This is a genomic window from Streptomyces sp. NBC_00846 (genome assembly GCF_045207325.1).
Lineage (GTDB): Bacteria > Actinomycetota > Actinomycetes > Streptomycetales > Streptomycetaceae > Streptomyces.
In genome coordinates this window covers 3,555,313-3,578,086 of the sequence record NZ_CP108846.1, presented here as the reverse complement: position 1 = coordinate 3,578,086, position 22,774 = coordinate 3,555,313, and the positions used below count along the sequence as shown (strand labels likewise).

At 71.5% G+C, this 22,774-nt stretch carries 18 protein-coding genes; 11 read left to right on the top strand and 7 right to left on the bottom strand.

All coding sequences use genetic code 11. The annotated features are described in order from the left end of the window. The first annotated feature begins 1 nt into the window (after position 1). On the top strand, positions 2 to 1,294 hold the full coding sequence (locus OG936_RS16425; protein ID WP_383752241.1) for a cation:proton antiporter: 1,293 nt from the start codon (positions 2 to 4) through the stop codon (positions 1,292 to 1,294). Between the two features lie 45 nt (positions 1,295 to 1,339). Here OG936_RS16425 and OG936_RS16420 read toward each other — a convergent pair whose 3' ends face one another. Together OG936_RS16420 and OG936_RS16415 are read right to left on the bottom strand one after the other, a co-directional pair. Beyond that, complete coding sequence (locus OG936_RS16420) at positions 1,340 to 2,341, bottom strand: M56 family metallopeptidase (RefSeq protein ID WP_406495545.1); 1,002 nt, start codon at positions 2,339 to 2,341, stop codon at positions 1,340 to 1,342. Between the two features lie 7 nt (positions 2,342 to 2,348). Further along, the gene (locus OG936_RS16415) at positions 2,349 to 2,819 is read right to left on the bottom strand and encodes a BlaI/MecI/CopY family transcriptional regulator (protein WP_406500471.1); all 471 of its coding nucleotides are present in this window, start codon (positions 2,817 to 2,819) and stop codon (positions 2,349 to 2,351) included. A gap of 260 nt (positions 2,820 to 3,079) precedes the next feature. Here OG936_RS16415 and OG936_RS16410 point away from each other — a divergent pair, with 260 nt between their 5' ends. After that, the gene (locus OG936_RS16410; RefSeq protein ID WP_266747201.1) at positions 3,080 to 3,535 is read left to right on the top strand and encodes a tellurite resistance TerB family protein; all 456 of its coding nucleotides are present in this window, start codon (positions 3,080 to 3,082) and stop codon (positions 3,533 to 3,535) included. A 188-nt stretch (positions 3,536 to 3,723) separates the two neighbouring features. Here the strand turns inward: OG936_RS16410 and OG936_RS16405 are convergent, their stop codons facing one another. After that, on the bottom strand, positions 3,724 to 4,794 hold the full coding sequence (locus OG936_RS16405; protein WP_406495543.1) for a PucR family transcriptional regulator: 1,071 nt from the start codon (positions 4,792 to 4,794) through the stop codon (positions 3,724 to 3,726). A gap of 308 nt (positions 4,795 to 5,102) precedes the next feature. Here OG936_RS16405 and OG936_RS16400 point away from each other — a divergent pair, with 308 nt between their 5' ends. From OG936_RS16400 to OG936_RS16385, 4 genes are all read left to right on the top strand, one after another. Next, on the top strand, positions 5,103 to 5,792 hold the full coding sequence (locus OG936_RS16400; RefSeq protein ID WP_406495541.1) for a hypothetical protein: 690 nt from the start codon (positions 5,103 to 5,105) through the stop codon (positions 5,790 to 5,792). Positions 5,793 to 5,939: 147 nt separating this feature from the next. Continuing rightward, the gene (locus OG936_RS16395) at positions 5,940 to 8,078 is read left to right on the top strand and encodes a flotillin family protein (RefSeq protein ID WP_406495540.1); all 2,139 of its coding nucleotides are present in this window, start codon (positions 5,940 to 5,942) and stop codon (positions 8,076 to 8,078) included. A 168-nt stretch (positions 8,079 to 8,246) separates the two neighbouring features. Next, entirely contained in the window at positions 8,247 to 13,211 is a 4,965-nt protein-coding gene (locus tag OG936_RS16390; RefSeq protein ID WP_406495538.1) for a DNA repair ATPase, read from the top strand. 30 nt (positions 13,212 to 13,241) lie between these two features. Further along, entirely contained in the window at positions 13,242 to 15,239 is a 1,998-nt protein-coding gene (locus OG936_RS16385) for an NAD-binding protein (RefSeq protein WP_406495537.1), read from the top strand. Positions 15,240 to 15,286: 47 nt separating this feature from the next. Here OG936_RS16385 and trpS read toward each other — a convergent pair whose 3' ends face one another. From trpS to OG936_RS16370, 3 genes are all read right to left on the bottom strand, one after another. Further along, entirely contained in the window at positions 15,287 to 16,345 is a 1,059-nt protein-coding gene (gene trpS / locus OG936_RS16380; RefSeq protein ID WP_406495535.1) for a tryptophan--tRNA ligase, read from the bottom strand. 174 nt (positions 16,346 to 16,519) lie between these two features. Continuing rightward, the gene (locus OG936_RS16375; protein ID WP_406495533.1) at positions 16,520 to 16,804 is read right to left on the bottom strand and encodes an ATP-binding protein; all 285 of its coding nucleotides are present in this window, start codon (positions 16,802 to 16,804) and stop codon (positions 16,520 to 16,522) included. A gap of 61 nt (positions 16,805 to 16,865) precedes the next feature. Beyond that, positions 16,866 to 17,054, bottom strand: a complete 189-nt coding sequence (locus OG936_RS16370; RefSeq protein ID WP_406495531.1) for a hypothetical protein — start codon at positions 17,052 to 17,054, stop codon at positions 16,866 to 16,868. 206 nt (positions 17,055 to 17,260) lie between these two features. Between OG936_RS16370 and OG936_RS16365 the strand changes: the two genes are divergently transcribed. From OG936_RS16365 to OG936_RS16350, 4 genes are all read left to right on the top strand, one after another. Beyond that, positions 17,261 to 18,658: an FtsW/RodA/SpoVE family cell cycle protein gene (locus OG936_RS16365; protein WP_406495529.1), complete on the top strand. Its 1,398-nt coding sequence runs from the start codon at positions 17,261 to 17,263 to the stop codon at positions 18,656 to 18,658. A gap of 232 nt (positions 18,659 to 18,890) precedes the next feature. Next, positions 18,891 to 19,982, top strand: coding sequence for an LLM class flavin-dependent oxidoreductase (locus tag OG936_RS16360; protein WP_406495527.1), 1,092 nt, complete (start codon positions 18,891 to 18,893; stop codon positions 19,980 to 19,982). 23 nt (positions 19,983 to 20,005) lie between these two features. Then, complete coding sequence (locus OG936_RS16355; protein ID WP_383752488.1) at positions 20,006 to 20,659, top strand: FMN reductase; 654 nt, start codon at positions 20,006 to 20,008, stop codon at positions 20,657 to 20,659. Between the two features lie 161 nt (positions 20,660 to 20,820). Continuing rightward, on the top strand, positions 20,821 to 21,243 hold the full coding sequence (locus OG936_RS16350; protein ID WP_266747192.1) for a universal stress protein: 423 nt from the start codon (positions 20,821 to 20,823) through the stop codon (positions 21,241 to 21,243). Positions 21,244 to 21,321: 78 nt separating this feature from the next. On the opposite strand, the gene OG936_RS16345 is transcribed toward OG936_RS16350, so the two are convergent. Further along, on the bottom strand, positions 21,322 to 21,732 hold the full coding sequence (locus OG936_RS16345; protein ID WP_406495526.1) for a hypothetical protein: 411 nt from the start codon (positions 21,730 to 21,732) through the stop codon (positions 21,322 to 21,324). Between the two features lie 121 nt (positions 21,733 to 21,853). Here OG936_RS16345 and OG936_RS16340 point away from each other — a divergent pair, with 121 nt between their 5' ends. Beyond that, on the top strand, positions 21,854 to 22,741 hold the full coding sequence (locus tag OG936_RS16340) for a hypothetical protein (RefSeq protein WP_406495525.1): 888 nt from the start codon (positions 21,854 to 21,856) through the stop codon (positions 22,739 to 22,741). The last annotated feature ends 33 nt before the right edge of the window (positions 22,742 to 22,774 follow it).

Below are 22,774 nucleotides of genomic sequence, written 5' to 3'. Positions count from 1 at the left end.
CGTGCACGACACGACCGCACTGCTGGTGGAGCTCGGCTCTGTCATTCTGGGACTGGGCATCATCGGGCGGTTCGCCGGGCGGATAGGCCTTTCGCCGATTCCGCTCTATCTGCTGGCGGGGCTCGCCTTCGGGGAAGGCGGGCTCCTGCCGCTCGGCGCCAGTGAGGAATTCACCGCCGTGGGCGCCGAGATCGGCGTCATTCTGCTGCTGCTCCTACTCGGCCTGGAGTACAGCGCATCGGAACTGGTGACCAGTCTCAAGACTCAATACCCCTCCGGTGCCGTGGACTTCGTGCTCAACGCGACCCCGGGGGCGGTGGCCGCGCTGCTGCTCGGGTGGGGGCCCGTGGGAGCCGTCGCACTGGCCGGGGTCACCTGGATCTCGTCGTCCGGGGTCATCGCGAAGGTGCTCACCGACCTGGGGCGGCTGGGAAACCGGGAGACGCCCGTCATCCTCGGTGTGCTGGTCATCGAGGACCTCTCGATGGCCGTGTACCTGCCGTTGCTCACCGCGATGCTCGCGGGCGTGGGATTCGCCGGGGGCAGCATCGCGCTGCTGGTCGCGCTCGGCACCGTCGGGTTCGTGCTCTATCTGGCGCTGCGGCACGGGCGGCTGATCAGCCGGGCCGTTTCCTCCGACAATCCGGAGATGCTGCTCCTGGTGGTGCTCGGGCTGACGGTGCTGGTGGCCGGTGTGGCACAGGAGTTGCAGGTCTCGGCGGCCGTCGGGGCGTTCCTGGTCGGGATCGCGCTCTCGGGCGAGGTCGCCGAGGGCGCGCGCAAACTGCTGACGCCGCTGCGGGATCTGTTCGCCGCCGTCTTCTTCGTGTTCTTCGGACTCTCCACCGATCCGTCCGCGATTCCGCCGGTGCTGCTCCCGGCGGCACTGCTGGCCGTCGTCACCGTCCTCACCAAGATCGGCACCGGATGGTACGCGGCCCGGCGGGCCGGGATCGGTTCGCGCGGGCGGTGGCGGGCCGGTGGAACGCTCGTGGCCCGCGGTGAGTTCTCCATCGTCATCGCCGGTCTGGCCGTGGCGACCGAGCCGCGTATCGGGCCCATAGCCACCGCGTACGTCCTCATCCTCGTCATCGTCGGACCGCTCACCGCCCGCTGGACCCAGCCGGTCGCGGGCAGGATCCAGGCGTGGTGGGGCCGGCACGGCGGCAGCGGTAAGGGAAGCAGCGGTACGGGAGCCGGCGTCAAGGAAGCCGGCGTCAAGGAAGGCGACAGCGTTCCCGCGGGCCTTCCGGTGCCCGCCGCGCAGGAGGAGTTCGCCTCCTCGGCCGACTGAGCCGAAACGGCGGCGGCGCGGCGGCGCCCGGCTGCTTCGTACGGCTCACAGCGGGGTCGCCGCGTGCAGGATCTGTACCAGCGACACCGTCGCGTTGAGCGACGACAGCGCCGAGCTCGTCGTGCCCGCCGCCGCGACGAGCGGCGCCAGGGCGGCATGGGCGGACGACGGGGGCCACAGCCGCGCCTGCGGAACGGGGGCGAGCAGCGCCGCCACCCGGCGCGGTACGGGGCCCGCCGTCGAAGCGGAAGCGGAGTCCGGGGCAGGAGCGGATGCGGCGGAAGCAGGGTCGGCGGCGGCGAAGGCCGCGAAGCCGACCGAGGCGTCCGGCGCCCCGTGCGAGAAGAGTGCCGCCTTGCCGACCGCGACGGCCACCACCCGCCGGTCGCCGACCGCTCGCGCGGCCTCCTCGTCCGCCCACCGTTCGGTGCTGAACGCCACCGCCGTACGCAACGGCAGAAGGAACGGGTTGGCGCGCGCCGCGAGTTGGACGGCCAGCAGGTAGCGGTGGTGGCGGGCGGCCAGATGGGCCCGCTCGTGGGCGATCAGGGCCCGGCGCTCACGGGCGTCCAGACACTCGGTCATCGCGGTCGAGATGACGACCCGGCCCGGATTTCCGGGCAGCGCGTAGGCGTACGGCTCCGGGTCCGGGAGCACCGCGACGTCGCCGGTGGTGACGGAAGGGGCGGTGGACAGGGCGCGCCCGGCCCGGATCCGCAGCCGCACATGGCGGTACACCGTCCGCCCGCACGCCCCGAGCACCGCCGCCAGCACCCCGATCGCGACGATGCCCGCCTTCACCTCGTACGGCACCGCGTTCCGCACCTCGGGGTCCGACCAGCCGTCCGGCAGCGGATTGCCCGGGAGCTGGGCCGTGCCGACCACCATCAGCAGGGCCAGGCACAGCGTGCTGCACAGGGCGAGCAGCGTGCCGACGACGGTGAGCAGCAGAGTCGCGCTGCGCGGGTGCAGATGCTGTTCGGCGAGGCGCGCGACCGGCAGCGCGGTCAGCGGGAGCACGAGCGGCAGACAGACGAAGAGACCCATCGGACCGCTATCGGCCTTCCGCGTCGGGGGAGTTACCCGGATCGGACGGATCGCGAGGACTGCACGGACTGTCCGGGCCGGCCGGCTCACCGGGGTCGTCCGGTGCCGCCGCCCGCGCCAGGAGCGCGCGCAGCCGTTCCTCGTCGCCGGGGGAGAGGGCCGAGATGAAGTGGGCGAGCACGGCGTCCCGGTCCCGTTCGCCGTCCAGTACGCGCCGCATCCGCAGGGCCGCCAGACCGGCCTCGTCGGAGGCGGACGTCCAGGTGTAGGAGCGGCCCTCGCGGGACCGGGTCACGGCGTTCTTCGCGTAGAGGCGGGAGAGGATCGTGATGACGGTGGTGTACGCGAGGCCGCCGTCGAGGTGTTCCTGCACCCAGCCGGCGGTCGCGGGGCCGTTCGCCGAGTGCAGTACGGCGAGGACCTGGGCCTCCAGTTCGCCCTGCCCGCGCCTGCGAAGCCGCCGGGTGTCCGGGCCCACGCGGCCGGTGCGTACCGCATAGGGGCGTACCGGGTCGGGCACTTCTTCGTGGGGCGGTTCGTTGTCCGGTGGGTGGCCGGGCCTGCCCGAGTCCATCTGATCCGCCCTTCTGCGATACCGCGTCAGCCGCGGCGTCGCAGCATCCTACTTACTGCTGTTTCCGGGACACAGCGGGCACCCGCCCTGCTAACTTCTACACGTCTGTAGAGTTGGTTCTCATTCCGGCAACACAACGCAACGCAACGTATGGAGAAGACGACATGGCACTGTGGGATCGGATCAAGGAATCCGCTTCGTCGATGCAGTCGCAGCTGGAAGCAAAGAAGAACGACCTGAAGAGCGGGGCGTTCCGCGACGCGAGCATGGCCATGTGCGCCCTGGTCGCCGCCGCCGACGGTTCCATCGACCCGTCCGAGCGCCAGCGCGTCGCCTCGCTGATCTCCTCCAACGAGGTCCTGCAGAACTTCCCGGCGGACGATCTGCAGCGCCGCTTCAACGACTACGTGAACAAGCTCACCGCCGACTTCGCCTTCGGCAAGGTCAGCGTGCTCCAGGAGATCGGCAAGGCGAAGAAGAAGCCTGCCGAGGCCCGTGCCGTCATCCAGATCGGTATCGTGATCGGCGGTGCCGACGGCGACTTCGACAAGTCGGAGCAGGCCGTCGTGCGGGAGGCGTGCTTCGCGCTCGACCTTCCGCCGCACGAGTTCGACCTGTAGGTCTCTCCCCTGCAGGGCGGGCCGGTCGGCCGGCCCCCGGCTCCTCCCGCCCTGCCCCGTACCGCCGGAAGACCGCGGACCGACTGACCAGCGGTCCGCGCCCGGCAGGCCGGAGGTGCGCTACTCCCCCCGATGCGCACCTCCGGCCACCTTCTTCCGGGCCCTGGCCTCCTGGAACAGGCCCGCTGTCACACCTCCTTGGCCGGCCAGTCCAGCAGCCGGGCGCCGATGACTGCTGTCTGCAGTGTGTAGCGGTGCATCGGGTCGGACGGATCGGCGCCGGTCAGCTGTTGGATCCGCTCCAGCCGGTAGGTCAGCGCCCGCACGCTCAGCGACAGCCGGCGCGCCGTCTCCGCGGCCACACAGCCCGTGTCGAAGTAGACCGTGAGCGTTTGCAGGAGGGGCTCGGCACCGCCGCGGGCCTGTTGGAGCGGGCCCAGCTGACTGCGCACCAGATCGACCATCGCCTGCCGGTCCCGGGTCAGTACCGGATAGACGAGCAGGTCGGCGGCGTACAGCACCGGCTCGTCCAGATCCATCCGGTCCCCCAGGTCGAGCGCTTCGAGCGCCTCGTCGTAGGAGTGGACCACGCCCCCGGGGCCATGGTGGGGGCGGCCGACCGCGACCCGGCCGCCGTCCGTCGCCGCGTGCGACTGCTTGGCGAAATACCGCAGGACATCGGGCTGGCTGGCGGGGGCGATGCAGACCAGCCGTCCGTCCTTCGTCGTGATCAGGATCTTCCGGCCGCCGAAACGTGCGAGCAGCGCCGCCTCGACGACGCGCGGCACGGAGTCCGTCTCCGTGTACGCCTCCGGGCCCGTCGCCACCGCGACCGCGTGGGCGCGCGAGAGCCGCAGCCCGAACCGGGTGGCCCGCTCGGCGAGCCGGCCCAGATCGCTGCGCCCGTACAGCAGATCGTCGATGAACTCGCGCCGCGCCGCCTCCTCGCGCCGCACGGTGAGCCGTTGGGCCCGCTCGAAGCCCTCGGCGAAGGCGTCGACGGCCTGCTCGACCGCGGCCAGCACGCAGTCGGTGGACGCGGCATCGGCGGAGGCGGTGCGCGGCCAGGCGGTACGGGTCGCCGCGAGATGGAGGCCGACCAGGGCGCGCAACTGGAATCCGGCCTCGGCGGCCTCCCGGCCCAGCAACCGGCGCGCCTCCAGCTCCTCCCGGGTCAACCGGCGGCCGGTGGCGGCTACATCGGCCAGTATGCGGGCGTAGTCCTCCACATACTCGTCGGGAATCTCCGGCTCCGGCACGAGCACTCCTCAAGTCCTGGCACGACGTCGACACCCACTCAACGCATAGGGGCTGGTGCCGGTGCCCGGCATCAAGGACCTATAAAGATTGCCGGATTCCGGCAGTGCGACGGACGGCCCCGACTGAGACGATCCGGTCAGCACCACACGGGGGAACACGGGGGATACGGGGGATACGGGGGAGATCTGGCTGCTGTGGCACCGCGCATCGCGGTGCCACAGCAGCCGGAGCCGCCCACCACCGGATCGCCCCGCACGAACGAACCCCGTACGAAGATCGCCCGCACGAACAGACAGGGGGTGGACCGATGCAGGAGTTCCTGAACGCGGGAACCGCCTTTCCGGCCGTCCTGTTCGGCGCCGCGCTGGCCGTGGTCGTCTTCTTCTGGCTCCTCGTACTGGTCGGCGCGGCCGACCACCATTCCTTCGACGGGGATCTCGGCACCGGCATGGCCGGGGTCGGCGGAGTGCCGGTCACCGTCACGGTGTCCGTGATGGTCGTCGTCGGCTGGTTCACGAGTCTGACCGGTACGGTCCTGCTGCACCGCAGCGCTGTCACCGGCCTCACCCGTGCCGGACTCGCCTGCGCCGTGCTCGCCGGGGCACTGCTGATCTCCTGGACCGTGACGCGCGTGCTGGTGCGCCTGGTGCGCCGGCGCTTCCCGGAGGAGCCACCTCCGTCGCGGCAGGACTTCCTCGGCCGGATCTGCACCATCCGTACCGGCTCCGTCAGTTCCGACTTCGGCCAGGCCGAGGTCGCGGCGGCCGACGGTTCCACCGCGATCGTCCAGGTCAGACTGCTCGGATCGGCGAATGCCGTGCATGGCGCGGACGGCACGGACGGCGCGAAGGGCGCGCACGGCGCGGACGGTACGGAACTCACCGCGCTCACCTCGGGCAGTGCCGGGCTCCTGTACGCGTACGACGACGAGGGCGAGTTCTTCTGGGTCTCGCCGTACGACAGGGCGCTGGATCCGGGACCACCCCGCTCCGGCTGACCTGCCCGCCTGCCCGTCTGCCCTCCTGCCACCGCCACCGCGCCGGTACCGCCCTGCCGAAACGTCTCGCCGGTACCGCCGCGCCGAAACCGTCCGGCGGACCCACCCGCCTCTTCACTTTCCTCCCATCAGCTGCCAAGGACTGCCATGGATGCCATCACCCTGGGCTTCGGTGTGCTCGTAGCCGTCGTTCTGCTCATCGCCGTCGCCCTGCTCCTCGTCATCAGCCGGCTCTTCCGCAAGGTGGAACAGGGCAAGGCACTGATCATCTCCAAGACGAAGAAGGTCGATGTCACCTTCACCGGGGCCGTCGTCCTGCCGGTGCTGCACAAGGCCGAGTACATGGACATCTCGGTGAAGACCATCGAGATCCGCCGCACCGGGCGCGAAGGACTGATCTGCCAGGACAACATCCGCGCCGACATCCACATCACCTTCTTCGTCCGCGTCAACAAGACCGTCGAGGACGTCATCAAGGTCGCCCAGTCCATCGGTACGGGGCGGGCCAGCGACAAGGTGGCGATCCAGGAGTTCTTCGCCGCGAAGTTCGCCGAGGCGCTCAAGACCGTCGGCAAGCAGCTGGACTTCGTCGATCTGTACACCAAGCGCGAGGAGTTCCGGGACCGGATCATCCGGGTCATCGGCACGGACCTGAACGGCTACCACCTCGACGACGCGGCGATCGACTTCCTTGAGCAGACGCCCATGACGCAGCTCGACGGCGGCAACATCCTCGACGCGCAGGGCATTCGCAAGATCACCGAGCTGACCGCGATCGAGCACGTCCGCACCAACGAGTACCAGCGCACCGAGCAGAAGGAGATCACCCGGCAGAACGTCGACGCCCGGGAGACCATTCTGGAGCTGGAGCGCCGGCAGGCCGAGGCCGAGATCAAGCAGCGCCGCGAGGTCGAGACGCTGCGGGCCCGCGAGGAGTCCGCGACCGCCCGGGTCCAGGAGGAGGAACGGCTCGGCGCCCAGACCGCGTTCATCCGCACCGAGGAGCAGCTCGGCATCCAGCGCGAGAACCAGGCCCGGGAGATCGCCGTCGCGCAGAAGAACCGCGAGCGGGTCATCGCCGTGGAGAACGAGCGCATCGAGAAGGACCGGCTGATCGAGGTCATCGGGCGTGAGCGGCAGACCGAACTCGACCGGATCGCCGCGACGAAGGAGGTCGAGGCCGAGCGCCGCGAGGTCGCCGACGTGATCCGGGAGCGGATCGCCGTGGACCGTACGGTCGCGGAGCAGGAGGAGTCCATCAAGACGCTGCGGGCCGTGGAGGAGTCGGAGCGCACCCGCAGGTCGGTCATCATCGCCGCCGAGGCGGAGGCCCAGGAGAAGCTGGTCAAGGACATCAAGGCCGCGGAGGCCGCCGAGGCGGCGGCGACCCACCTGGCCGCCGAGCAGCTGACGCTTGCCGAGGCCCGGCTGAAGACCGCGGACCTGGACGCACAGGCCAAGCTGCGGCTGGCCGAGGGCATCCAGGCGGAGTCCGCGGCGCCCGGCCTCGCGGAGGTCCAGGTGCGTGACGCGGAGGCCGACGTCATCGAGAAGACCGGTCTCGCCGAGGCCGAGGCCGCGTCCGCCCGGCTCAGGGCCGAGGCGGAGGGGTCCAGGCTCAAGGCGCTCGCCGCGGCGGAGGGTACGCAGGCCCAGGCCACGGCCGACGCGGCCATGATCGGCGAGAAGCTCAAGGCCGAGGCGGCGGGGCTCACCGAGAAGGCCGCCGCGATGGCGGCGCTGGACGACGCCTCGCGCGGGCACGAGGAGTACCGGCTGCGGCTCGCCGCGGAGAAGGAGATCCGGCTGGCCGGGCTCGACGTGCAGCGGCAGGTCGCCGAGTCGCAGGCGACGGTGCTGGCCACGGGGCTGGAGAACGCCGACATCGACATCGTCGGCGGGGAGTCGGTCTTCTTCGACCGGCTCGTCTCGTCCATCTCGATGGGCAAGAGCTTCGACGGGTTCGTCGAGAACTCGGACACGGCGAAGGCGCTCGCGGGGCCGTGGCTGAACGGCACGTCGTCGTTCACGGACGATCTGACGCGGGTGCTGGGATCGGTGTCGACGGGCGACGTGCAGAACCTGACGGTGTCGGCGCTGCTCATGCGGATGATGCGGGCGCCGGGGACCGGGGTCGCGCCGGGGCAGGTGCAGCAGCTGCTGGCCGCGGCCCGGGAGTTGGGACTGGCGGACGTGCCGGTGTCCGCGGTGGCGGGTGCGGAAGGGGTGGCCGGGGTGGCCGCCTCCGACGTGCCCGCCTCGCGGAACGGGTCGCCGGTCGCGTAGGGCCAACCCGAGCCCGTCCGGTGGCCGCTTTGTCCTCGATCGCCGGACGGGCTCGATTTTTGCCGGACCGTCCGGTGAGCCGGGCCTGCTCCGGCGAACCGTCCGTCCTCAAACCCAGGACGGGCTGAAGTGGCCCGCACCACACACCTCGTAGGGAGAGTCGCACGGATGGAACCCGACACCACAACCGCACCGGCCGCCGGCGGCCCCGTGGACGCGGGAACGTACGACGTGCTGCGGCGCCGGCTGAACGACCGGGCAGCCGAACTCGCGAGCCGCGCCGAGGCGCTGAACGCGCGGCGCACCGAGGAGTTCGGCTCGACCGAGCTCCGGCTGACCGGCACCGAGCAGATCCGTACCGAGCAGGCATCCGTACCCCGCGATCTGGTGGCCGTCGGCGGCCGGCTGCTGTTCGGGTTCGAACGGGGCCCGGGGGCGGCGGACCCGGCCAGGGTGGGCGACGTACTCGCCCTGTACGGGCCCGAGTTGGAGGAAGTACCCGCGGACGGAGGCGGCCTGCTCGACGACGAGGCCTTCGTACGCGAATTCACCGCCCTGCACCGCTACTACCGCGACGCCCGGCTCCTGCGGCTGCGCCGGGTGGACGGCCGGCTGCTCGCCGTCTTCCGTACCGGGGAGAGCGCCGACGGCATCCGGGTGCTGCGCTGGGCGCTGGCCGCGGACGGTTCGCCGGGCGCGTTCCTCGACGCGCGCGGCGACCGCGACCATGTCTTCCCGCCGTCGCACGACTTCTCCTGGACCCCCGCCGGACGCGAGTCGCACGTCCTCGGCCGCCACCCGCACATCGCGGTGGGCGGGGAGAGCCCGGATTCCGCCGTGCTCTTCGTCGACACGCTCGGCGGCACCCTTACCGTCAAGACGGTCAACGACACCGACACCCCCGACGGGATCTACGAGGAGCCGGTCGCCGAACCCCTCCAGTCGCTCGCCGACGCGGAGGTCGAGCACGCCACGATCGGGCCGCTGGTCCTGCTCCGTATCCGCCCGTACAACGAGGAGTCCTGGCGGTACCTGGTCTTCAACACGCTGCTCGGCACCGTACTGCGCCTGGACGGCATCGGCCCGGCCTGTCACCGGCTCCCGGAGGACCAGGGGATCATCTTCCCCGGCGGCTACTACCTCACCACCGGCACCGCGAAGACCTTCGACATCGCGGAGCCGCTCACCGACCCGCTCTTCGAGGGCGCCGTCCGCTCCCCGAACGGCGAGGACGTCCTGTACGTCTTCCGCTCCCCCGACGACGGCCGTGAGCTGCTGCTGCCCTACAACCTGATCCGGCAGGAGGTCGCCACCCCGCTCCAGGGCCGTGGCCACGCCCTGCTCGACGACGGCACCCTCGTCCTGCTGCGCACCACCGCCACCGGCGACGAACCGGCCCGCGTCCACCCCCTGCAGCGCTGGCGGACCCCGTACGTCTCCGACACCTACGCGGCCTCCCGCCCCGCCGGGACGGGTCCGCTGGCCCGGGTCGGCAACGCCGATCTGGTGCGCGGGATCTCCGACTGCCTGGCGCTGGCGCACAGCGCCGCCGAGACCACCCCGACCGCCGCCGTGTACGCGCAGCTGGTCACGGACTGCACCCGCGCCACCGACCGCTACCACTGGCTCGCCGACGCCGAACTCGGCGCGCTGGCAGACCCGTTGGCGGAGCTGAAGGCCACCGCCCAGCAGGTGCTGACCGAGTTCGAGACGGTACGGGAGCTGACCCGGCAGGCCGCCGGGGCACTCGACGCGGCGGCCGACCGGATCACCGCGCTCGTCCGCCGCATCCGCGGCGAGGCCCCGCGCTCGGCCGCCGCCTGGGTGACCCAGCTCACCGAACTGCGCCATGCCCACGGTCACTTGGCGACGCTCGCCGAGATGCGGTACGCGGACACCGAACGGATCGCCGAACTCTCCGCCGCGACCGCCGCCGACCTCGAATCGGCCGCACAGCGCGCCGTCGCCTTCCTCGGTCGGGACGACGCCTTCACCGGCTACCACGAGGACATCGCCCGGCTCACCGCCGAGGCGTCCGCGCTCGCCACCGTCGCGGACGCGGCGGCGCTCGGCGAGCGGCTGAGCGGGATGACGGAGGGCCTGAGCACCGTCACGGACGTCGTCGCCGGTCTCGACATCGGCGACACCACGGTCCGTACGTCGATCCTGGAGCGGATCGCCGAGGTCCTCGGCGGGGTCAACCGGGCCCGCGCCACGCTGGAGGCCCGCCGCCGCGAACTCCTCGACCACGAGGGCCGCGCCGAGTTCGCCGCCGAGTTCGCCCTGCTGGGGCAGGCCGTCACGGGGGCGATCGCCGCCTCGGACACCCCGGACGCCTGTGACGAGCAACTGGCCAGGCTGCTCCTCCAGCTGGAGAACCTGGAGTCGCGGTTCGCGGAGTTCGACGACTTCCTCGCCGAGCTGGCCGAGCGCCGTACGGAGGTGTACGAGGCGTTCTCGGCCCGCAAGCAGACCCTTCAGGACGCCCGTGCCCGGCGCGCGGAGCGGCTGGCGGATTCGGCGGCCCGGGTCCTGGAGACGGTCTCCCGGCGGCTGGCCGCCCTGCCCGACCTGGACGCCGTCCACACCTACTTCGCCTCCGACCCGATGGTCGCCAAGATCCGCCGCACCGCCGAGGAGCTGCGCTCGCTCGGCGATCCGGTGCGCGCCGAGGAGCTCGACGGACAGCTGCTGGCCGCCCGCCAGGAGGCCGGGCGGGCGCTGCGCGACCGCAGCGAGCTGTACGCGGACGGCGGTGCCGTGATCCGGCTGGGCCGGCACCGGTTCGCGGTGAACACCCAGCCCTTCGACCTGACGCTCGTCCCGCACGGGGACCGGCTGGCGTTCGCCCTCACCGGCACGGACTACCGCGCCCCGGTCACCGACCCGGAGTTCGAGGCGACCCGCCCGTACTGGGAGCAGACCCTCCCCTCGGAGTCCCCGCGGGTCTACCGGGGCGAGCACCTGGCTGCCCGGCTCCTCGACGAGCGGGGCGCCGACAGCCTTGCCGCCCTGGACCCGGCAGAACTCGCCGCTCTGGTAAGGGAGTCGGCCGCCGCCGCGTACGACGAGGGCTATCAGCGCGGCGTCCACGACGAGGACGCCACCGCGATCCTCGCCGCCCTGCTGCGGCTGCACTCCGGGGCCGGGCTGCTGCGCTGCCCGCCCGCGGTACGGGCGGCGGCCCAGCTCTTCTGGGCGTACGGCACGGACGAGGCCCGGCGCACCTCATGGACCCGGCGGGCGCTCTCGCTGGCCCGCGCCCGGGAGACCTTCGGCCTCGCCCCGGCCGTCGAGGCCCTCCAGGAGGAGTGGGCGGCCGTCATCGGCGGCGAGGCGCCGTCCGCCGTCGCCGCGTACCTCTTCGAGGAACTGACGAGCGGCCCGGCCGGCTTCGTCACCAGCGCCGCCGCCCGCACCTTCCTGGACAAGTTCCGCCGCACGACCGGGACTTCGGCGTACGACGAGGATCTCGCCGCACTCGGCGACGACCTGCCGGCCCGCCGCCAGCTCGTCGAGGGCTGGCTCGCCTCGTACGCCGCCGCGAGCGGCACCGGGATCGACGCGGGGGACCTCGCGGAGGCGGTCGCCGTGGAGCTGTGCCCGGAGCCGGTGCTCGACCGGTACGACTGCGAGGCCCCGCTGACCGCGCGGGTGGACGGCCTGCTCGGCACCCATCCGCGCATCGACCGGGGCGCGCTGACCGTCCGGCTCGACGAACTCCTCGCCCGTACCGCCGAGTTCCGTACCGTGGCCGTCCCCGGTTTCCGCGCCTACCAGCGCCGGCGCACCGCGCTGGTGAACGCCGAGCGGGCCCGGCTGCGGCTGGACGACCACCGGCCGCGCGTCATGTCGGCGTTCGTCCGCAACCGGCTGCTGGACGAGGTGTACCTGCCGCTGATCGGCGACAGCCTCGCCAAGCAGCTCGGCACCGCCGACGCCGACCGGCGCACCGACTCGCAGGGCCTGCTGCTGCTCGTGTCGCCGCCCGGCTACGGCAAGACGACGCTGATGGAGTACGTGGCCGACCGGCTCGGCCTGGTCCTCGTCAAGATCAGCGGACCGAACCTCGGTTACGACGTGACCTCGCTCGACCCGTCCCAGGCCCGCACCGCGACCGCCCGCCAGGAGATCGAGAAGATCAACTTCGCGCTGGAGTCCGGCAACAACACGCTCCTCTACCTCGACGACATCCAGCACACATCGCCGGAGCTGCTCCAGAAGTTCATCCCGCTCTGCGACGCCACCCGCCGCATCGAGGGCGTGCGGGACGGCGAGCCGCTCAGCCACGACCTGCGGGGCAAGCGGTTCGCGGTGTGCATGGCGGGCAATCCGTACACGGAGTCGGGCGAGCGGTTCCGGATCCCCGACATGCTCGCCAACCGGGCCGACGTCTGGAACCTCGGCGAGGTACTGAGCGGCCGCGAGGACGTCTTCGCGCTGAGCTTCGTCGAGAACGCGCTGACCGCCAACCCGGTGCTGGCCCCGCTCGCCGGCCGCTCCCGCGAGGACCTTGTCCGGTTCGTGCGCCTGGCCTCCAGCACTTCCCCGGCGCCCGGCGCGGACCGGCTGGAGCACCCGTACACACCCGCCGAGGTGGACCGGATCGTCGCGGTCCTGCGCCATCTGCTGAGGGCCCGGGACACGGTGCTCGCCGTGAACGCCGCGTACATCGCCTCGGCGGCGCAGACGGACGCGACGCGCACCGAGCCGCCGTTCCGGCTCCAGGGTTCGTACCGCAACATGAACAAGATCGCCGAGCGGATCGTGCCGGTGATGAACGACGCGGAGCTGTCCGCCGTCGTCGACGACCACTACGCGGGCGAGGCCCAGACACTGACGTCCGGCGCGGAGTCGAACCTGCTGAAGCTCGCCGCGCTGCGCGGCCGGCTCACCCCCGAACAGTCCGCGCGCTGGTCGGCGATCACCGCCGCCTACGTCCGTACGCAGGCGCTGGGCGGCCCGGACGGCGACCCCATGACGCGTGCGGTCGCGGCGCTGGGGCTGCTCGCGGACCGGATCGCGGCGGTGGAGTCGGCGATCGTCCGGGTCGCGGACCCGCGCCATCTGCTCACCAACCCGCAGGCCCGGCACGCGGCGCCCCCGCGCGAAGCCACCGAGGAAGATCACTGAACGGCCAGGAGCGACGGAGAGGAGCAAGGCATGCTGGGTCCCGTGCCTCCACTTCCCCAACAGTCCCATCAGCCCCAACGCTCCCCGTTCAGCGGACACATGGTCGTCTGCGGCGACGACGCGTTGGCCCAGCGGCTCGCCGGCGAGCTGCGCTACGTGTACGGAGAACGGGTCACCCTCGTCCTGCCGCCCGGACGCGACGCGCACCGGCCGGAACTGCCACTGACCGGGCGGGGCCGGGCGGCGGCGCTGTTCGGCCGGATGTCGCAGGCGATGAACCGCAACGGCGGGACCGGCTGGCCCGCCGCTCCGGGGAGCGGCGACACCAACGCCGGAGTGGAAGCGGTGCGCATCCTGGAGGCGGCGGAGCCCTCCGACGAGGCGTTCGAGGAGGCGGGCGTCGCACAGGCCGCCGCGCTGGCCCTGGTATACGACGACGACGAGCGCAACATCCGCGCCGCGCTGGCCGCCCGCCGTCTCAACCCCCGTCTCCGGCTGGTCATCCGGCTCTACAACCGCAAGCTGGGCCAGTATCTGGAGACCCTGCTCGATCAGGCCGCCGCGGTCGCCGCACCCGGTCTCGACCGGGCCGCGCTGGACACCTCGACCACCGTCCTCTCCGATGCCGACACCGCCGCGCCCGCCCTCGCCGCGACCGCGCTCACCGGCTCCAGCAAGGTCATCCAGGCGGAGGGCCTGCTGCTGCGCGCCGCCGAACGCACCCCGCCCCAGGGCGGCCGGACCGCCGACCCCGGCCTGTGCACCCTCGCGCTGCTCTCCTCCACCACGCACGACCCGGCGGGCGCGGAGGGCTCCGACAGCAGCGGCGACGAAGGGCCCCAACTCCTGCCCGACAAAAGGCAGGTGGCCGCTGCCACGGGCCGCGGCACGATCGTCCTGGAAGCGGTCAGCCAGGCGGGCCCGGCCGGTCCGTCACCCCGGATGGGCGGCAGGGGAGCGCCGCTCAGCCAGTTCTTCTCGCGGCGGCTGCGCTGGTCGGCGCTGGGGGTCGGGCTGGCCGTGCTGGGGCTCGCCGTCGCATCCACGCTCACCACCGGCGACGATCCGTTGCACGCCGCGTATCTGACGCTGCTGGACCTGTTCGCGATGGGCGACCCGGCGATCGGCGACCCCACGGCCAGACAGGTGATCCAACTCCTTTCGGGCGTCGCCGGGTTGATGCTTTTGCCGCTGCTCGTGGCGGGCGTGCTGGAGGCCTTCGGCTCGCTCCGTACGGCGTCGTCCCTGCGCCGCCCGCCGCGCGGTCTCTCCGGCCATGTGGTTCTGCTGGGCCTCGGCAAGATCGGTACGCGGGTCCTCGTCCGGCTGCGTGAGCTCGGCGTTCCCGTGGTGTGCGTGGAGGACGATCCGGACGCGCGCGGCATCCCCGTGGCCCGGCGGCTGCACGTGCCGGTGGTCCTCGGCGACGTCACGCAGGAGGGTGTTCTGGAGGCGGCGAAGATCCAGCGCGCCCGCGCACTCCTCGCCCTGACCAGCGTCGACACCACCAACCTGGAGGCCGCGCTGTACGCCCGCTCGGTCAAGCCGGATCTGCGCGTCACCCTGCGCCTGTTCGACGACGAGTTCGCCACCGCCGTCTACCGCACCCTGCGCACCGCCCACCCGCAGGCCCTGACCCGCTCCCGTTCCGTCTCCCACCTGGCCGCCCCGTCCTTCGCGGTCGCCATGATGGGCCGGCAGATCCTGGGCGCGATCCCGGTCGAGCGGAAGGTGATGCTGTTCGCGGCGGTCGAGGTCGCGGGGCATCGGCAGCTGGAGGGCCGCACGGTGGAGCAGGCGTTCCGGGCGGGCTCCTGGCGCGTCCTCGCCCTGGACGCCACCCCGCCCGAGGACCGCCGCCCGGACCTGACCATGCCCGCCCCCGCGTCCCCGGACCGCCCGTCGGGCCTGATCTGGGACCTGCACCCGGGGTACGTACTGCGCTCCGAGGACCGCGTGGTGATCGCGGCGACCCGCCGGGGCCTGGCCGAACTGCTCCGCAGGCGCGGCTCGTTGACGCACCGCTGAGCCGCCGGGCAGCGCCGCTGCGGGTCGGCGAAATCTGGGTGCCGGGCCTACAACACCCCGCCCATCACCCCCCGCACCTCGTCCAGCGTCGCCGCCGCGATCTCGTTGGCACGCTCGTTCCCGTCCCGGAGCACCGACCGCACGTACTCCATGTCGCGCGCGTACTCGGCCCGCCGGGCCCGGATCGGCGCCATCCGGCTGTTGACGGCCTCGGCCACGGTCCGCTTGAGGACGGCCGCACCGCCCCCACCGATCTCCTCGGCCACGGCGTGCGGGTCCCGGTCCAGACAGAGCGCCGCCAGCAGCACGAGCGAGGACACCCCGGGCCGGTTCTCGGGGTCGTACGTGATGTGCCGCTCGGCATCCGTCTTCGCGCCCTTGATCAGCCGGGCCGTCTCATCCGCGTCGGCGCCCAGCGCGATGGAGTTGCCCCGGCTCTTGCTCATCTTGGTGCCGTCGGTGCCGAGCAGGAGCGGCGCGGCGGAGAGCAGCGCGTCCGGCTCCGGGAAGACCGCCCCGTACCGCTCGTTGAAGCGCCGGGCAACGGTCCGCGTCACTTCCAGATGCGGCAGCTGATCCTGCCCGACCGGCACCAGGTTCCCCTTGCAGAACAGGATGTCGGCCGCCTGGTGCACGGGGTACGTGAACATCAGCCCGCTGACGGCGGACTGCCGGGAGTGCGCGATCTCGTCCTTGACGGTGGGGTTGCGGTTCAGCTCGGCGACGGAGACCAGGCTCAGGAACGGCAGCATCAGCTGGTTGAGCGCGGGCACGGCACTGTGGTTGAAGACCGTCGAGCGTGCCGGGTCGATCCCGACGGCCAGGTAGTCCAGCAGCATCCCCTCCATGTGTTCGCCGAGCCGGTCGGCGACGTCCCGGTCGGTGAGCACCTGGTAGTCGGCGATGATCACGAAGACGTCCACCCCGAGCTCCTGGAGCCGGACGCGGTTGTGGAGGGTGCCGAAGTAGTGCCCGAGGTGCAACGGCCCGGTGGGCCGGTCCCCGGTCATCACCCGGAACCGGCCGGGGGTCTGCTGAATCAGCCGCTCCAGCTCGGCACTGCGGCGCTGGGCGGGTTCGGCGGCTGCGGCCGTGGCTGTGGTCATGTGCTCTCTCCTCGCGAGTGCTGGTTGCGTGGAGGACGGCCCGCCGGGACCACCGGCATCCGCACCCGTACGAGGGCAGAGAAAAGGGCCGTCCGTTTCGAACGGCCCTGTTCCGTGCAGATGGAGGTGGCCGCTCCTAGAAGGAGCGCCACCAGTTTCGGCACGGTACGGAGGTCATGGGCCGAGCTTAACGGAGCCGAACTCCGCCCACACGACCTTTCCGGGCCCGCGCCGCGCCCCGTACCCCCAGCGGTCCGCCAGCACGCCCACCAGCACCAGCCCCCGCCCGCCGCACGCACCGGGCTCCGGCTCGCGCACCTGCGGCGGCAGGTGCGAGGCATCGTGCACCTCGATCCGCACCCCGTCGCCCAGCGGCCGGAACCGGGTCTCGATCTCCCGCCCCGGCGAGACCTGGGCGTGCTGCCCGGCGTTGGTCAGCAACTCGGACAGCACGAGCACCGCGGGCTCCTCCCACTCCGAGACATCCTGGGGCCCCGCCGTGGTGGTGCGGCGATGTGTGTCAGGCGACGATGCCGACGCTGTACTTCTCGGTGTCGAGGACGCGCTCGTTCGTCACGAACGCGCCGTACTTGCCGTCGGCGGCCTCGTTGGCGTCCAGGCCCGGTGGCCCACCGGCCGAGCGGTGGTGCATCGACGGGCGTGGCCGATCTGTCCCGGAGCTGCTGGCCACCAGCGGTACAACGGCCACAGGAACCACACATGCTTTCTTCACGTCTAGAACGGCATCCAAGGCCACAGCAGTGCCGACTCCGTCGGCTTCGATGTCGCAGTCCCCGTCCAGGACCGCTACCGCACCCACTCCCAACCCCGGTCTCTCGAAGGAAGAGCAGAAGGTCGTCTCGCTGTGCGGTCAGCAGTCAGCAGTAGGCAAGCCGTGAGAGGCCCTGTCACACGATGAGCAGTCCTACGAACACGTCGACGCACCGCACGTCGACGATCGGCGCGCCCAGCCGGCGCAACACCGAGCTCGCGCTGCTGGTGTTCGCCGTCGTCATCCCGGTGTTGGCCTACGTCAACGTGGGCCTGGCCATCAACAACCAAGTGCCGTCCGGCCTGCTGAGCTACGGCCTGGGCCTGGGCCTGCTGGCCGGCGTCGCCCATCTCGTCGTACGGAAGTCCGCGCCGTACGCGGACCCGCTGCTGCTGCCGCTGGCCACGCTGCTGAACGGACTCGGCCTGGTCGTCATCTGGCGGCTGGACCAGTCCGAGCTGCTGCAGTCGATCAAGCAGGCGGGAACAGCCGCGCCACGACAGCTGATGTACACGGCGATGGGCATCGCGTTGTTCATCGTGGTGCTGATGTTGCTCAAGGACCACCGCGTCCTGCAGCGCTACACCTACATATCCATGGTGGGCGCGCTGTTCCTGCTGCTGCTTCCGTTGGTCCCGGGCCTGGGCGCCAACATATACGGCGCCAAGATCTGGATCCACGTCGGCAGCTTCAGCATTCAGCCCGGTGAGTTCGCGAAGATTGTGCTCGCGGTCTTCTTCTCCGGCTATCTGATGGTCAAGCGCGACGCGCTGGCCCTGGCCAGCCGCCGCTTCATGGGCCTGTACCTGCCGCGCGGCCGTGACCTCGGTCCGATCCTGGTCGTCTGGTTCCTCTCGATCCTGATCCTGGTCTTCGAGACCGACCTCGGCACGTCGCTGCTGTTCTTCGGAATGTTCATCATCATGCTGTACGCCGCCACCGAGCGGACCAGCTGGATGGTCTTCGGTCTACTGATGTCCGCGGTCGGCGCCGTCGGCGTCGCTTCCTTCGAGCCGCACGTCCAGCAACGTGTCCAGGCCTGGCTCGACCCCATGCGCGAATACATGCTCAGCCGCCAGGGCGTGGCCGGTCACTCCGAGCAGTCGATGCAGGCGCTGTGGGCGTTCGGCTCCGGCGGCACCCTCGGCACCGGCCTCGGCCAGGGCCGCTCCGACCTCATCCGGTTCGCTGCCAACTCCGACTTCGTCCTCGCCACCTTCGGCGAGGAACTGGGCCTGACGGGCATCATGGCGATCCTGCTGGTCTACGGCCTGATCGTGGAGCGCGGCGTACGCACCGCCCTCGCGGCTCGCGACCCGTTCGGCAAGCTGCTCGCCATCGGCCTGTCGGGCGCGTTCGCGCTGCAGGTCTTCGTCGTCGCCGGCGGTGTGATGGGCCTGATCCCGCTGACCGGTATGACGATGCCGTTCCTGGCGTACGGCGGTTCCTCCGTCATCGCCAACTGGGCCCTCGTCGGCATCCTGATCCGCATCAGCGACACCGCACGCCGTTCCACCCCCAACCCCGACGCCGACGGCTGATTCAGAACCGAAAAGAAACCCAGCACGCCGCGCCGCGCTCCTTCCAGTGCTCGCTCTCGCTGCCCTCGCTCACGGCCCGCCTCCGTCCGACAGGGGCGCACCCGGCCTCCGCAGCGTGTCCAGGGTGCGCACTGCCCCGGCCCGCCCCGCCGGGGCGGAATAGGTCAGGGGGGCGTTCCGTTGTAGGGTATGTCACATAGTTCAACGTTCAACAAAAACGGAGGCGGGCGCCATGGAGTTCGGGATCTTCACCGTCGGAGACGTCACCACCGACCCGACGACCGGCAGGACACCGAGCGAGCACGAGCGGATCAAGGCCACCATCGCCATCGCGCAGAAGGCGGAGGAGGTCGGTCTGGACGTCTTCGCGACCGGCGAGCACCACAACCCGCCGTTCGTCCCGTCCTCCCCGACGACCACGCTCGGCTACATCGCCGCCCGCACCGACCACATCACCCTGTCCACGTCCACGACGCTGATCACCACCAATGACCCGGTGAAGATCGCCGAGGACTACGCGACGCTCCAGCACCTCGCGGACGGCCGCGTCGACCTGATGATGGGACGCGGCAACACCGGCCCGGTCTACCCCTGGTTCGGCAAGGACATCCGCCAGGGCATCCCGCTCGCCATCGAGAACTACGCCCTGCTGCACAGGCTGTGGCGCGAGGACGTCGTGGACTGGGAGGGCAAGTTCCGTACGCCGCTCCATTCGTTCACCGCGACCCCCCGCCCCCTGGAAGGCGTCCCGCCGTTCGTCTGGCACGGCTCGATCCGCTCCCCGGAGATCGCCGAGCAGGCCGCGTACTACGGCGACGGCTTCTTCCACAACAACATCTTCTGGCCCATCGAGCACACCAGGAAGATGGTCAACCTGTACCGGCAGCGGTACGCGCACTACGGGCACGGCACCGCCGAGCAGGCCATCGTCGGCCTCGGTGGCCAGGTGTTCATGCGGAAGAACTCGCAGGACGCGGTACGGGAGTTCCGCCCGTACTTCGACAACGCGCCGGTCTACGGACACGGGCCCTCGATGGAGGACTTCACGCAGCAGACCCCGCTGACCGTCGGCTCGCCGCAGGAAGTCATCGAGCGGACCCTGTCCTTCCGGGACGCCGTCGGCGACTACCAGCGCCAGCTGTTCCTGATGGACCACGCGGGACTGCCGCTGAAGACGGTCCTGGAGCAGCTCGACATCCTCGGCGGGGAGGTCGTCCCGGTGCTGCGCAAGGAGTTCGCCAACCTGCGGCCGGCCGGAGTCCCGGACTCCGCCCCCGTGCACCCGGCCGTCGCCGCCGCCCGTACGGCCACGAAGGAGGTCTGATCGCCGTGTCCACCACGTCCACCGTGTTCGCCACCGAACCCCTGCGGATCGTCGCCGTATCGGCCGGGCTCTCCAGCCCCTCCTCGACCCGGCTGCTGGCCGAGCGGCTGGCCGGCGCCGCCCGCGAACGCCTGCTGGCCGAACAGGACCGCACGGTCGAGATCCAGGTGATCGAGCTGCGCGACCTGGCCGTCGACATCGCCAACCACCTGGTGGCCGGGTTCCCGCCGAGCGCCCTGGAGCAGGCGATCAAGGAGGTGGCGGAGGCGGACGGACTGATCGCCGTCTCGCCCGTCTTCACCGCCTCGTACAGCGGACTGTTCAAGTCGTTCTTCGATCTGATCGACAACACGGCGCTGACCGGCAAGCCCGTCGTCATCGCGGCGACGGGCGGCACCGCCCGCCACTCACTCGTCCTGGAACACGCGATGCGCCCGCTCTTCGCGTACCTGCGGGCCACCGTCGTACCGACCTCCGTGTACGCGGCGTCGGAGGACTGGGGCTCGTCCGGCGACGAGTACACCGACGGCCTGCCGTCCCGCATCCGGCGCGCGGGCGGCGAGCTCGCCGCCATGATCGCGGGTGGCCGGGCGGTCTCCGGGGCGCCGAGGACGCTCGGGCTCGACGACGAGGTCGTGCCGTTCGAGCAGCAGCTCGCCGACCTGCGGCTCGACTGAGCGGTCATGGCCGAGCGGTCACGGCCGAGTGGGCCCGCGCAGGTGGCCCCGCCGCCTCAAACCCCGTCCGGTTTGATTAGAGTTGGAACGAAAGCTGCGCCGTGCGGGGATTTCTCGCACGACGCATCTGCGCACTGAGCCGAACCGAGCTGGAGGCAGAGATGGGCAGGATCGTGGTGGGCGTTGACGGCTCCGAGTCGTCGATCAAGGCGCTGCACTGGGCCGTACGCCAGGCGGAACTGACTGGCGACACCGTGGAGGCCGTGAACAGCTGGGAGTACCCCGCGACGAGCTGGGCGTCCATGATGCCGGGCATGCCGGAGGACTTCGACCCGCAGGCCGTCGCGACCGTGGCCCTCACCGAATCGCTGGAGGAGGCCCTGGGCGCCGAGGGCGCGGCCGAGGTCAGCAAGATCGTGGTCATCGGCAACCCGGCCCAGTCCCTGCTGGAACGCGCCAAGGGCGCGAACCTGCTGGTCGTCGGGGCGCGCGGCTACAGCGGCTTCAAGGCGACGCTGCTCGGCTCGGTCAGCCTCCACGTCACCCAGCACGCACCATGCCCGGTGACGGTCGTACGCGACTGAGCGCGGCAGAAGGACATGAGGACGGGCCCGCGCCGAGCGCGGGCCCGTCCTCATGTCCCGATGCGCCGGGAGGCGCGCTCACGTCCGCTCGTGCGTGTAGAAGATGTAGAACGTCGTGACGAACATCCCGAGGCCGACCGCCAGTCCCAGCGCCGAGGACCGCAGCACGCTCGAACCGGTCAGCCCGACCAGCAGGCCGATCGCCGCGGCCGTCAGCGCGCCGTACGCCGCCCCCCGCACCAGGGGCAGCAGGGTGTGCTGGATCCGGCCCAGCGCGAAGCACAGGACGGCGAGCACCACCGCGGTGATCAGGCCGTACCAGAACTGCCGGCCGCCGCTCGCGCCGTTGTTGCGGAGGATGAACGACGCGTAGAGGCCGTACGCCGCACCCAGCGTGGCGGGGACGGCCCAGGCGGACGCCGTGTGCTGACGTGTACGTGACCGTCTCCGGGGCCGTCCGCGAGTCGGCATCGCTGCATGAGTGGCCATGGCGGAGAACTCCTTCCGTCGCCGTCTTCGTCCCTCCAGAGCACACCCCGCCGTGCCGCCCGGCAACTCGGATGGCGTACGACCCGCAGCGCACCGCCTCCGTACGGGATTCCCTGTAGGGATGCGGACGTATCTCTCGGCGGTCACGGCGGCGGTGGTGGTGGTGGTGGTGCTCGCCGTGCTCGTCCCGCTGAGCGCGCTCTCCGCCTGGGTGGATCTGGAGATCGACAACACGGACCGTTACGTGGCCGCGGTCGCCCCGCTCGCCGCCGAACCGCACGTGCAGAGCACCGTCGGCGACCTCATCACCGATGCGACGATGCAGCAGATCGACGCCGGTCCGCTCCAGAGCACCGTGCGGGACTTCCTCCACCAGGCGGTCATGTCCTTCACCACCACGGACGCCTTCCGGGCCGCGTGGAACACCGCCAACCGCACCGCCCACGAGGCCGTCACCGCTGCCCTGAACGGCAACACCGGCCAGGCCGTGACCATCGACCTGGCACCCGTCACCCAACAGGTCAAACGGAATCTGGAGGGGAACGGGGTGCCGTTCGCCGACCGGATTCCGGTCCAGCACACCGACATCACGCTCATCTCCGCCGACCGCGCCGACCAGCTGCGCGAGACCTTCCGGTGGCTGCGCGCCGCCAGTGTCTGGCCCGCTGTGGGCACGGTTGTGTTCGCCGTCCTGACCGTGCTCGTGGCGTGGGCGCGCGGCGGGCCGGGGCGCGGGCGCTCCGGGCGCGCCGCGCTCTCGGCGGCGGCGGTGGCCGGGGCCGGTTTCGCGCTCGGGGCGCTCGTGCTGCGTGCGGTGATCGCGGTCGCCCGCGGCCGGGTGCTCGCCGAGGTGCCGGACAGCGAGACGGGCGCCGCGGCGGCGGTGTACGACGCGCTCACGGGCTCCCTGCGCACGACGGCGTGGATCGTGTTCGGGACGGGGCTGGCGGTGGCGGTGTGCGCGGTGCTCGGGAGGCGGTGGGCGGCGCGGCGGCGGACGGTTCCGTAGCAGGCCCGGTTCGACGTGCGGCGGCGGGCGGGC